At 59.3% G+C, this 10,912-nt stretch carries 17 protein-coding genes; 1 reads left to right on the top strand and 16 read right to left on the bottom strand.

The features are described from left to right. Positions 1 to 10: 10 nt before the first annotated feature. The 15 genes from ACSQ36_RS22340 to ACSQ36_RS22270 all read right to left on the bottom strand — a co-directional run bounded on the left by ACSQ36_RS22340 (position 11) and on the right by ACSQ36_RS22270 (position 9,421). The gene (locus ACSQ36_RS22340; protein ID WP_436183621.1) at positions 11 to 430 is read right to left on the bottom strand and encodes a hypothetical protein; all 420 of its coding nucleotides are present in this window, start codon (positions 428 to 430) and stop codon (positions 11 to 13) included. Positions 431 to 539: 109 nt separating this feature from the next. Beyond that, positions 540 to 977 carry a phage tail tube protein gene (locus ACSQ36_RS22335; RefSeq protein WP_436183620.1) on the bottom strand — a complete coding sequence of 146 codons (438 nt, stop codon included), beginning with the start codon at positions 975 to 977 and terminating at the stop codon, positions 540 to 542. A gap of 7 nt (positions 978 to 984) precedes the next feature. After that, positions 985 to 1,338, bottom strand: coding sequence for a DUF3168 domain-containing protein (locus ACSQ36_RS22330; RefSeq protein WP_436183619.1), 354 nt, complete (start codon positions 1,336 to 1,338; stop codon positions 985 to 987). Then, on the bottom strand, positions 1,325 to 1,576 hold the full coding sequence (locus ACSQ36_RS22325) for a hypothetical protein (protein ID WP_436183618.1): 252 nt from the start codon (positions 1,574 to 1,576) through the stop codon (positions 1,325 to 1,327). Before ACSQ36_RS22325 ends, ACSQ36_RS22330 begins: the two co-directional genes overlap by 14 nt. Further along, a complete protein-coding gene (locus ACSQ36_RS22320) occupies positions 1,566 to 1,913 on the bottom strand; it encodes a phage head closure protein (protein ID WP_436183617.1) in 348 nt (115 codons plus the stop codon). Before ACSQ36_RS22320 ends, ACSQ36_RS22325 begins: the two co-directional genes overlap by 11 nt. Then, on the bottom strand, positions 1,910 to 2,266 hold the full coding sequence (locus ACSQ36_RS22315; protein WP_436183616.1) for a head-tail connector protein: 357 nt from the start codon (positions 2,264 to 2,266) through the stop codon (positions 1,910 to 1,912). Before ACSQ36_RS22315 ends, ACSQ36_RS22320 begins: the two co-directional genes overlap by 4 nt. Next, positions 2,267 to 2,524 carry a hypothetical protein gene (locus ACSQ36_RS22310; protein WP_436183615.1) on the bottom strand — a complete coding sequence of 86 codons (258 nt, stop codon included), beginning with the start codon at positions 2,522 to 2,524 and terminating at the stop codon, positions 2,267 to 2,269. It abuts the gene before it with no gap. Between the two features lie 77 nt (positions 2,525 to 2,601). Next, positions 2,602 to 3,786, bottom strand: a complete 1,185-nt coding sequence (locus tag ACSQ36_RS22305; protein WP_436184916.1) for a phage major capsid protein — start codon at positions 3,784 to 3,786, stop codon at positions 2,602 to 2,604. Between the two features lie 234 nt (positions 3,787 to 4,020). Beyond that, entirely contained in the window at positions 4,021 to 4,704 is a 684-nt protein-coding gene (locus tag ACSQ36_RS22300) for an HK97 family phage prohead protease (protein ID WP_436183614.1), read from the bottom strand. Beyond that, positions 4,694 to 5,998: a phage portal protein gene (locus ACSQ36_RS22295; RefSeq protein ID WP_436183613.1), complete on the bottom strand. Its 1,305-nt coding sequence runs from the start codon at positions 5,996 to 5,998 to the stop codon at positions 4,694 to 4,696. The genes ACSQ36_RS22300 and ACSQ36_RS22295 overlap by 11 nt, the downstream gene beginning before the upstream one ends. Continuing rightward, complete coding sequence (locus ACSQ36_RS22290; protein ID WP_436183612.1) at positions 5,995 to 7,710, bottom strand: terminase large subunit; 1,716 nt, start codon at positions 7,708 to 7,710, stop codon at positions 5,995 to 5,997. The genes ACSQ36_RS22295 and ACSQ36_RS22290 overlap by 4 nt, the downstream gene beginning before the upstream one ends. 4 nt (positions 7,711 to 7,714) lie before the next feature. Then, positions 7,715 to 8,194, bottom strand: coding sequence for a phage terminase small subunit P27 family (locus ACSQ36_RS22285; RefSeq protein ID WP_436183611.1), 480 nt, complete (start codon positions 8,192 to 8,194; stop codon positions 7,715 to 7,717). Positions 8,195 to 8,451: 257 nt separating this feature from the next. Continuing rightward, positions 8,452 to 8,811, bottom strand: coding sequence for an HNH endonuclease (locus ACSQ36_RS22280; RefSeq protein ID WP_436183610.1), 360 nt, complete (start codon positions 8,809 to 8,811; stop codon positions 8,452 to 8,454). After that, the gene (locus tag ACSQ36_RS22275) at positions 8,811 to 9,065 is read right to left on the bottom strand and encodes a hypothetical protein (protein ID WP_436183609.1); all 255 of its coding nucleotides are present in this window, start codon (positions 9,063 to 9,065) and stop codon (positions 8,811 to 8,813) included. Before ACSQ36_RS22275 ends, ACSQ36_RS22280 begins: the two co-directional genes overlap by 1 nt. Positions 9,066 to 9,070: 5 nt before the next feature. Further along, positions 9,071 to 9,421: a hypothetical protein gene (locus tag ACSQ36_RS22270; protein WP_436183608.1), complete on the bottom strand. Its 351-nt coding sequence runs from the start codon at positions 9,419 to 9,421 to the stop codon at positions 9,071 to 9,073. Between the two features lie 57 nt (positions 9,422 to 9,478). Here ACSQ36_RS22270 and ACSQ36_RS22265 point away from each other — a divergent pair, with 57 nt between their 5' ends. After that, a complete protein-coding gene (locus tag ACSQ36_RS22265; RefSeq protein WP_436183607.1) occupies positions 9,479 to 9,757 on the top strand; it encodes a hypothetical protein in 279 nt (92 codons plus the stop codon). A 556-nt stretch (positions 9,758 to 10,313) separates the two neighbouring features. On the opposite strand, the gene ACSQ36_RS22260 is transcribed toward ACSQ36_RS22265, so the two are convergent. Continuing rightward, complete coding sequence (locus ACSQ36_RS22260; RefSeq protein WP_436183606.1) at positions 10,314 to 10,892, bottom strand: hypothetical protein; 579 nt, start codon at positions 10,890 to 10,892, stop codon at positions 10,314 to 10,316. Positions 10,893 to 10,912: the final 20 nt, after the last annotated feature.

Below are 10,912 nucleotides of genomic sequence, written 5' to 3'. Positions count from 1 at the left end.
AGCAGTTCCCTTATTGGGATTCCGAAGTCGACGCTGAGTCGGAGGGCAAATCGCCGCTCGGGGCGGCTGCGGAGTTTTTTACTGCGTCCTCCACTGCGGTCGGACCCATGCCATTCAATCGCACTGCAACCGCTGCAATTCGATCCATCGCAATGGCGCCCTGGGCGCGCAGTCCGGCGACGTCGGATTCATCCAGCACAAGCGCTCCGGATTCGTCAACGACAGTTGCGAGCAGCAGATCGGCTTGCGACTCGCTGATAGGCACCTTGCCGGCACCTTTTTTAAGGAAGAACGCGTCGCGGGCGATGCCCGACATTTCGGAAACCAGTACCGTCACGCCGTCTCCCCACTCAGGCACCTCGACGGATTCGGTTTTCAGATGGGCCGTCGCGAGAATGGCGGCCTTAGATTCTTTCGTGAGAACTGACATACGGCTTTCCTTTGTGTTTTCCTGATGCGGTGGACTATCGTTATTGGGCGTACGCGGCATGGCCGCGGATATACCGCGGCTTGCTCTACGCCTACAAGTGACGACGCGATTAAGCCCCGCCGCCGGCCGGAATTTCAGTGACCGGACCCGTGATCGTCATTGCCACGGTCGTGGCGAGAATCGCATCGACGCCGCCCGACAGCGGGAACGTCTTCACGAACGCATCGAACGTTGACGCGGTGCCGTCCGGCAGCGTCAGCTTGTACATCTTCTTCGTGCTGGCCTTCTGCGATGCCTTCATAGCCAGTTGGCCGGGGTCGGCCATGTTCACGTTGATGTCGATGGAGAATGAACCTTCATCGATGAGCCCGAGCAGCTTCTCTTTAGCGACCGAATCGAGATCGGTGGCGTCGAGCTCGGTTGCCGAACCGTCGAAGCCGGTGAACGATTTGACGTTGGAAACCTTGAGCCACACCGGAACCAAGTCGGTGCCGGTGTCGTTGATCGAGAAGGTGGAACCCTGCGCGCTAATTGCGGTGCTTGACATGATGTCCTCAGATGTTGAACCAAATAGAAACGTCGGTGCGACTGCCGAAAAGCCTCGTGTCATCCTCGTACACGCTCACCGGCGCACCGATGGGCGTACCCAGGACGGGCGCGGCAGTCAGCGCCCGGAGAATCTGTTGCATGAGAAGTGCGACCGATAACCGGTCTTCGCCCCACGCGACGATCTGCATACGGCTGTTCTGCAGCTCATTCAAGCCGTCGAGTGTGGTCTCGTCGGGACCGCCGACCGACTGATAGACAATGTACGGTCTTGCTGAGCCCGTGGGCGCAACGTCCGGAAAGATCCGGCCGCCCGCGAACGGCGCGAGCGTCGCATCGACGATCGATTCAGCAGTCGCCATTTTCTTGCTCGACCAACTTGAAAATACGCACGTCACTGGTGAGCGGCGTCACATCTGTCAGTTCGCCGCCCTCGGACTCGCGTGCATACGTGCGGATCGTTACGGTGATGACTTCGCCCGCGTTGAACGAGACATCGAAGCCCGTGCAGTTCTTCGGGATGCAAAGTTGCTCCATCAGCAGATTGGCGAGAACCTTCCCTTTGCCATCCATTGGCGTACAGACTTTCTCAACCATCATTCGCCCCTGTGTTGCACACCAAATCCGTGTACTCCCGGCTGCCGAGATTCGGGAGCGGTGCCAGGATGTTGAAAACAACATCGTCAACAGGAACGCCATTGACGAACTTGAGCAGGACAGCGCGCATACCGTTCGTGATGTCCGTGCGGTACCGAATCCGGATGCTCGCCGAGGCGCTGCCGACGTCGCTATCTGCAACCAGTGTTTCCTTGCCGCTGAGGAGCAGGACACTGCACCAGACGGTCGCGAGCGGCGCCCAGCCGAGCGGATCGTTCAATGTGCCGGTGCCAGTGCGCTGATCGATGCGCACACGGCGATTGAGCGCACCAGCTCTCATGCGCCGACTCCAATCCGGTACGGATAAAGCAACTGCTTCGAACCTGCTGGCAGCTCCATGACCGTCGAGGCGGTTCCGACCACCAGGTCCTCGCGATACGCGTACAGCTTTCCGAGAATGAGCAGAATCGCTGCCTTAATCGCACCATCGATCACGATCGGATCTGAACCGGCCGTTCCCGCGAGCACGGCGGCCGCCATATCGGCATCTGTCGCATAGACCTTGCGATCCATATAGTTGAGAGCCGACTGCACCGCTGCATCGATGTACAAGGCGATGAGGTCATCGGCAACGCCGGCGTCTTCGCGCAGATGCGCAAGCGCGATCTCGGTCGCGATCAGCGAATCGGCCATTTATTTCTGCTTGCTCTTGTTCTGGGGATCGGGCGTCATCTTGTTTTGCGGTTCGGGCGCCTTCTTCGCCACCGGCTCGGCCGCAGCCTTAGGCGCGCTAACCCCATCGGCCTCGCGAACCAGGCCGTTCGCCTTCAGTTCGGCTGCGCGGCCACGCGACACCGGAAAGGCCGGGCTCGACGGATGCTTGAACCCCTCGGCACCTTGAAAACTACGAATCGGCTGTACAAGCACGTGATTCGGATTGTTGCTGTCCATTTTTCATCCCCAGAATGCAGAAGGGCGTCCGAAGACGCCCTCCTAGATAGCCCTCAACCGAGGCTTATGCTCGTCGATCAGTCGGCCGCGGGAGTGACCAGGCCGGTCACGAACGCTTCCGGTCGGTACACGGCAAGTGCCAAGCGCTCTTCAGCACGGATCGTCACCATGTTTTTGGTGAAGTTGTCCGCGTCCTCGAGCGAAATAAGCACCTCGATTTCCATGCGATCGAAGATCTGCGCGCCCATCGCGAACGCGCCGGTCAGGAACGTGTTCGCGGCCATGGATTGCGTCTCGACCACCGGGAGATTCCAGAGGCGCGGCGTGGTGCCGTCCATCGGATTGCCGATGATGTAGCGCCCTTGCGCGTCCTTCGTCAGTTCGATGGTGGCCCAGTCGATCGGATTAAGCACAATGCCCGACGCCGGGAACTCGGCCAGCAGCGATTGCAGAATCGCAAGACGCAGCCGGTCGATTGCCGTTGCATTGGCGGGCGTGATCGCCGGCGCGAACGCGCTGGCCTGCGGCAGAATGCCGAGGATGTTCGCGCCTGTGCCGTCGCCGCTCAGCAGCTGAGCCTCTTCGACCAGTTGAAGGCCATAACGCGCACGGCCATCGATGTAGCTGGCCAGCATCGGCGCATCGTCCAGGATCTGACGCGAAGCCCGGAAGATATGCGGAATCGTGCGCACGGGCTGGCTCTTCAGATTGAACGTGATGCTCGACTGGGGCTTTGCGCCGCCTTCGGCAGTGGGCGCCGCGGCGTTCGTGAAGCCGGTTTCCACCGCATACTCGATCGCGTTGGAACTCGTCTGCCCGGGCATCAGCAGGTTGCGAATCGTCATCGTGCGCTGCGGCGGCGCAATGACGCCGGCCTGGCGATCGGCCACTACGAGCGAATTGCTCGCGCTGACGCCTGCGCCGACGGTCGCCGGGACATTCATGATGTCCTTGCGGTCCAACTTCACGCGCACCGAGCTCTTGCCCTCAGAGCGAGCGCTCTTGAACTCTTCCGATTCGACGATCATCTGGCCGATCGACTTCACCGATTGTGGTTCGTCCGGATCACCGCGACGCGCAAGCTTTTGCTCAGCTTCCTGAAGTCGCGCCTGCAGCTCGCCTTGCTTCAACAGCAACTCGTCCACTTTGCCCTTCGTTTCGAGGCTCATATCGCCGGCGGACTTGGCTTGCTTCAATGCCAACTCACCCGACTGCTTCACCTCGTCGCCGATGCGCTTCAGCTCGGCGGTGACTTGCTCCATCACCTGCTCGGGGTTGCCGCCGCTCTTCCGGCCGAACTCGCGCGCGGCCGCGATGGAGCCGACACCAGCGATCGCCCAGGCATGATTGCCCAGCGCACCCAGAATGTCCCCATGCTTCAGGACCTGCGACGCCACCAGAGATGCGGCATGCGCATCGATGGCTAACGACAGCGCGAGCATCGCGCCGATCACCGAAAACACGGTGGTAATAAAATTGCGTTTCATTTTGCTTCCTTAAAAAGTGAGTGATTTGAGGCTGTCCAGCAGCCGATTTGCATCGCTCGCGTCGCTGCCAGAATCACTCTGGAGCAGGTGTTTCAAGCCGCGACTCGCGATTACCGCGGCTTGAGATTTCGAGAAGCCTGCCTCACGCAGGAACCGCTCGAATTCCGAAAGGGACGGCACGCCGCCGTGCGCAATGACCGATTTCACGGCTTCGACGCGTGCGCTCGAATTCGCGGGGTTCGTGACAATGCTGATTTCAACGAGGTCGAGCTCGTTCAGCGTGACAACGCCGGTCTTCTCGTTGTAGTCGGACGAGATGGTGTAGTAGCCGATCGACAAGCCGGTGATCGCCTTGGCCTTCATGCCGCGATACGCGATCTTCGCGTTCGGGGCATCGTCAAGCCAGAGATCTCCGTCGCCCAGCAGGCCCTTATCATCCTCGGACAGAGCCAGCCACGAGCCAATCGGTGTGGCCGAGTCGTGCTGCCACAATACCGGCAGCGCACGGCCGCTTTTCTGCAAAGCAGACAAGCTATTCGCGAACGCGCCGGGCGCAACGATCTCGTTATAGGTGTCGACAACACCAAAGACAGAGCCGTAGCCCGAAAACTGCCCCGTTTCGTCGACTGACTTCACGTCGAGATCGAACGCGCGGACCTTATATCCGGCGAGTCTGCCGTTCTTACGATTCATCTTTGATCTCCGTCGGTTGAAGCCACGCTTTAAGCGCATCCTGCGCCGTCGCAGCGGGCGTTTTTTCGCCGAGTTTGTCGATCGGCAGCAACGCCGACTGCACAGTCAAAACAGCCGCATTCCCGCCCATCGGCTGCAGGTTTTCCTTCACTCGGCATTCGTCGCGCGTCATGATTCCGTTCTGGGTCATCGACGAATAAAATGCCGCCCGGCCGGCGCTGTCGGCGCGCAGAAGCCCTTCGACCGAGAATTCAGCGTGGTATTTGAGACGTTCAACGGGTGAGAGCAGCGACTTTCGGCATGCCTGCTCGATTCGGGTAAGCCACGGGCGCAGCGAAAATGTGAGAAACCCCATCGTCTGCTGCTCGAGGCCGGTTCCCCAACTGGTGGATTTCTCGCTATGGCCAACCATGAACGGAGGAACGCCGTACCAGCGACAAATCTCTTCGATATTGAAGGACCGCGTCTCCAATAGCTGCACGTCCTCCGGATTCATCGTGATGGCGTTATATTTCATGCCTGCTTCGAGCACCATCGTCTTGCCTGCCGCCATCGCGCCGCCGAATTGCTCAGTGAGATCCGTGCGAATTTCGGTACGCCGATCTTTCGGCAGCACCTGGTCGGTGGACAGTACGCCGGCCGGGCGCATGCCGTTCCGAAACATGCTCGCGCTGGCCTTGTTGGCCGCGATCGCGCCGCCCATGACCTCGCGCGCATATCGAATCGGGGTCATGCCCATCAATCCGTCGATGCTGAAACCGCGGATGTGAAGCACATCCGCTTCGGTCAGCTTATAAGTCGGTCCGTTGATGCCGTTGTACGTGTACTGGAGCGTGCCGTCGGGCATGCGCTTCACCTGCGTACGGTGCGGCAGCATCAATTCGAGGCCGATGACGACCGGCCCGGACATCAGTTTTCGCGCATATCCGTTGCCCGTCAGCAGCATGCTCGCGACGATCACCTCCCAGAACTCGACCGCCGTGTTCTCGGCGTTCGGCTGGGTGTGCAGCACCGCATAAAGCGGGTGATCCTTCGCGATAGCCCGTGTGCCGTCGGGCATCGTCAAATACAGATTGAGCGGAAGCGTCGCGATCGTCTCGGCGATCAGCCGCACGCATGCCCATACCGCCGAGAGCTGCAGCGCCGTGTGCACCGAGACCTCTTCGCCGGCCGTTGAACCCGTGCCACTCCACGCGCCCCAGAATGCGCCGTCGCCGAGCGAGATTGGCACGCCAAGCCACTTCAGGACGCCCGTCTTGAAGCGACCTGGCGACTTTTGCTTGCTTTCACTCATACGATGATGGGGTTCGTCCAGAAATCGCTGTTGGATCCGGTTTGCCCTTCGAGCATGGCCCGGCCGATTGCCATAATTAGCGCTACAGCACCGTCAATCTTGTTGTCGTTGCCCTGCTTTATCGGACGAACGACATCGTCATTGCCCGGCAGATTCTTCCCGACCACGTTGCTCACGCACCAGGTCATGATCGGGTTGCCGTCGTGATGAAACCGGCCCGACGTAACTGCGGCCTCAAGTTCTTTCATCGGGTCGGACATGTTCGTGTAGTTCTGGATGATCGTGACGGGCGTCAGCCCTTCATCTTCCAAGTGGTGCGCCAGGTTCGTCGCCCCGTGCGGGTCCATCGGTACGCACAGCACCGGGCAAACATGGTTCGCCTCAGTAGCCTCGTGCTGGATGTCGCGGTAATCAATCTCCGCGCCGGCCGTCTCGAGCAGATGCCCCGTGTTGACCCACTTCTGATACCGCTCGGCCATCCGGCGGTTCTCGGTGTTCTTCACCGTTTCTTCCGGAACCCAAAACCGGGGCGCGATGCTGAAGTAGTGCCGCCGGCCGTCCACGTCGCGCCAAAACAGCCGTGCCATGCTGTTCAAGTCGAGTTTTCGCGCCAAGTCCAAGGACAAAATGCAATCCTGGCCTTCGAATTGTTCCAACTTAAGCGACGCATCCTCACAATTGCGCCACGTTTCAAGGTTAAAAAACCCCGTTTTTGCGGACGTCCACACGTTCAAATGTTTCGTTTTGAACGTGTTGGTGAACCGCGCAGAGTTGATCGCGCGCTTCTGCTGGCTCTCTAAATAGTCCTGATAGACGGAAACACCGATATTAGGATTCGCTTTCGCGAGCACGCGCGGATCAGTCCACTCGTCGCCCTCATCGATAGTCCAGATCCAACCGAACAACTCGTCGTCAGGCACCGTGCCTTCGAGCATCTCAATGACTTGTCGCCGCTTGTCGTAACACGGCCCTTCGATGTTCGCGCCGGCGGTCGTGATGATGAACATCAACGGCTGCCGCCGTGCACCCATACCGGTCAACATCGTTTCGTACAGCGCAGCGCTGTCGTGCTCGTGGTATTCGTCAACGATCGAGCAAGACGGCGATGATCCATCGCCCGGATTGCCGATCAACGGCTCGAATCGACTGCCATCTGCTGGCTTATTCAAATTCGAGGCGTTCACCTCGATTCCCGCGGCCTCAATCAGCATCGGCGAGCGTTTGACCATCAAGCGCGCGGGCCTGAAAACCTCCCAAGCCTGCTTCTCGGTGGTGGCGCCGGCATACACTTCCGCGCCGAATTCGTCGTCCATCAGGAACATGCCGAGCCCGACGCCGGCCGCGATCACCGATTTCCCGTTCTTCCGTGGCACTTCCCAGTAACTTTCGCGGAAGCGCCGTTTCCCGGTGCGCTTGTTCAACCACCCGAACGTCACCATCAGCCCGAATATCTGCCACGGTTCGAGCGTCACGAGCTGGCGCTTAAATCCCCACTCGCCTTTCACATGCGGCATCAACTCAATCAGCGCGATCTTGCGTTCTGCCGCCGCTGGATCAAACTTCCACTTGAACTCTTTCTTCCGGCTCGCCGCGAGCTCGTCGAGATGCCGTTGACATGGGAGCACGACGAGCCGACCCGCCGGGATCTTCCCGCGCACGACATCACGCGCGAACTGGAGGCCTAACTCCGCTCGCGAATACGTTGTCGCCATCTGGTCAGTTGCCGAGCAATGCCGCGAATGGGTTGCCGGTGTCTTTTTTCTTGCCGCCGGTCATGGTCTGACGGCTCGCTGGGTCCAGGCCGAGCAGCCCGCCGAACGTCGCCATCTGCCGCGCTGCCTCATTCGCGATCGTCGCCGCCGGATTTTTCATCGGGCCGCCGGTCGCGCCTGCCACGACAATGCCGTTCGATCGAATATCGTCTTCCGCCTGGCGCAACCGGTTGTACGCCATACAAAAAACCTCGAGGTTATGCAGATCGGTCACTTGCATGACCTTGGCCGTGCACAACGCCGGCGCGACGCGGTCCCACATTTCCTGTGCATAGCCCGTTAGCCAGACCGGGCACTCGATATTCGTCGCCAGTCCGAAGTCTGGCTCGTCCTTATTTAGCGCGCGCTTGCCGGGATTGCCTGCAAGTTCCTTTAAGGCCGTGGGCTTGGCTCGGCGACCGGAGCGGCCTTTAACGCCGGCCATTTTCTTGCCCCTTTTTCAACCATTTTCGCCATTTTGGCGTTGTAAAATTTACTCGGCGCCGTGCTGTTCGCGCGGACCTTGGATTTTTATATTACGCGGCGCTGAAAATTTGACGGAACGGTCGGTCCCAAGCCGTTTTGACCCCAAGATTCGACCCACCCCACCCCGTTTGAGTGGCCCTCACGGCCGCCCGACAGGCCGCCTAGAGGCTCGCGCGAGGCGTCACGACGCAGATCGACAACCGAGACGGGAACCGCTCAGCGGCCCGCTTTTTCGGTGCCGGTCTTTGTCTTGTGGCACGGCTTGCAGATGGACTGCAAGTTGTCGTCGTCATCGAGTCCGCCTTGAGACTTCGGCACGCGATGATCGACTTCTGTCGCGATCGTCACACGTCCTGCGCGCTTGCAGACCTGACACAAGCCGCAGTCACGACGCAGGATGCGGTCGCGGCGCTTCGTCCACGCGTTGCCGTAGCCACGCTCGTGACGATTTCCGCGCACTGCATCCGGCTTCCACTTGACCTCTTCGCTCGCGTGCGCCGGGCAATACGTGTTGCCGCCTGGCACGAGCGCGCCGCACCCGCGATGCTTGCACGGACGCATGGGCCGAACAGGCATCAGTCCTCAATGCCGCGGGTGACGTTGATCGCAACGGGCGGATGACCAGTGCCGATGACCGTCAACCGGATCGGCACGCCGGCAATGATGTTCGCGATGTCCTGCTCGCTCGGCTGCCAGAACGAATGCATCACCTGGCGCGCCGCGTCACGATGGATCGGCAGCGCGCAACATTCGCCATCCTTCGATTCGTCCCAGTCGCGCGGTGCGCCGAGCTGCGTGTTGCACGCATCGGTGCGAATGGGCTGCATCATGGCAATCAGGCGACTGGATACAGCGCAGCGAGCGCTGCGTTCGTGGCGGCCTGGACAGCGTCGACCGACAGCGATGCATCGATCGCCTTCAGTGCAAGCGCGATCTGGATGGCGGCGTTGACGTTGCTGGCCGTGGTGGCCGGTGTTGCGGCGGGCGTGCTCATAAATGTTCCTGAGAGGTCTGCTGCTGGTTTTGGGGAAACAATCTGCTTCGCGAGATGCGCGAGTACTGCACTGGCATCGGCCTCCGCGTCGATCTTGACGTCCGACGCGATCGCTTCTGCCTTTTGCTCAACGGTTTTTGCCTCGCCTCTGAACCACGAGACAACCTTCGCGATGATGGTTTTCAGGGTCATGGCTTTACCGGCTGTAGAATCGTTGCGCCGGAAGGGCCGGCAAAAAAGGAGATGACGTTGACAACAATGCTGATTGGCTACGACCTAAAGCGTGCAGATGGGATGGACTACGCGAAGCTAGAAGAAGCAATTAAGGGCTTGGGTAATTGGTGGCACTGCTTAGACTCTACGTGGCTTGTGACGACAGCACTCACAGAGGCGCAGGTCCGCGATTTCTTAAAAAACTACATCGGCACCAAAGACAAGCTCTTAGTACTCACACCATCACGCCCCTCAGGCGCATGGTATGGCTTCGATCAAAACTGCTCAGATTATTTGAGAAACAATCTTTCATGAAATTGAAAAAGCCCAGTCGGCGCGAACCGGCCGGGTTTTTCTTCTAGGTTACGAACCAGAATGCTTGCCGGTGGCTTGCAACCACTGTTGAAAATCGACGAGTCTTACTTCACAATCGTGTTGCTCGAATCCAGAGCGGTCAAAAAGAGGAGACTTTTATGTCCCAATTTTTGGTATTCCCTATCGCCGACACTGGGGGCAACCAGTGAGCGCTTGACCAGTAGGGAAGCAACGAGAGCAAACGCTGAATCGGGTCTCCGGTGTGACGGAGTGCAAGAGTTTTATTCCCCCACACCGGGCCCGGCCGTGAGGTCTTGCCCGATTAAACGGTGCGCCGCAAGGTTCAGAAGCGGAAGGTCGCTGGTCGAGCCAGTCAGTCGTTCGGGTCCGGAAGTTCCGGGAAACTCGGCGGCAGAATGCTCGGAGAAGAAAACCTTCGCTCTCGGCCCGAAAGGGTTTAAATGCAAAAAGCCCACGAGGTTTTCACCTAGCGGGCTTCATTCGCACCAAGGGTACGGTATATGGAAACGGATGATATGGCGGTGTTTTCCGCCAGTCAACTGTTTTGTGAAAACAGCATGCCAGCGTAGTCGAGTTGCCCATACCATTCCGTCCACGCGGTCTTCTCAGTGTCCTTCAGATAGGCATTGATGATCGACGCATGCCGCTCGGCAGTGCGTGGCGGAATATTCAGGTCGGCTGCAACGTCTTTCATTTTTAGCTTCTCGCCAAAAAACTTCTCAATCGCGGCCAGGCGGAAACGACGAAGCGTGAAGACTCCGCCGAGCGCCGGTACGACCAAGTCAGCTAATTGACTCACTGCATCGCGATACAGCGGGTTCGGCTTCCATCCGCCGCAACAACTATGGTTGCATTCGCAGCGCTCTTTTCTCGGCGCGCAACGCGCGACAAGCACCAGCATCTGTACGTAATCGATATTGCCAAGCTCGGCCAGCACCATGCCCGACTGTGCGGCGCCATCAAGCCCGATCAACCCGCGGCCGCTGCCGCTCGATCCGCGCTGCAGAAGCTTTGCCATTGGCGACATGGCGTATTGTTGGGCGGCATAGTTGCACGCGAACACGACAGCCTCGTGTGCGCTTCTGAAAATCCCTTCGTGCTTGACCGATTCCATGTTCATCCTTTGATGATCGT

This window comes from Caballeronia sp. LjRoot34 (genome assembly GCF_964253815.1).
Lineage (GTDB): Bacteria > Pseudomonadota > Gammaproteobacteria > Burkholderiales > Burkholderiaceae > Caballeronia.
Note: the sequence above shows the minus strand (reverse complement) of the source record. Positions and strands in the feature narration are given on the sequence as shown.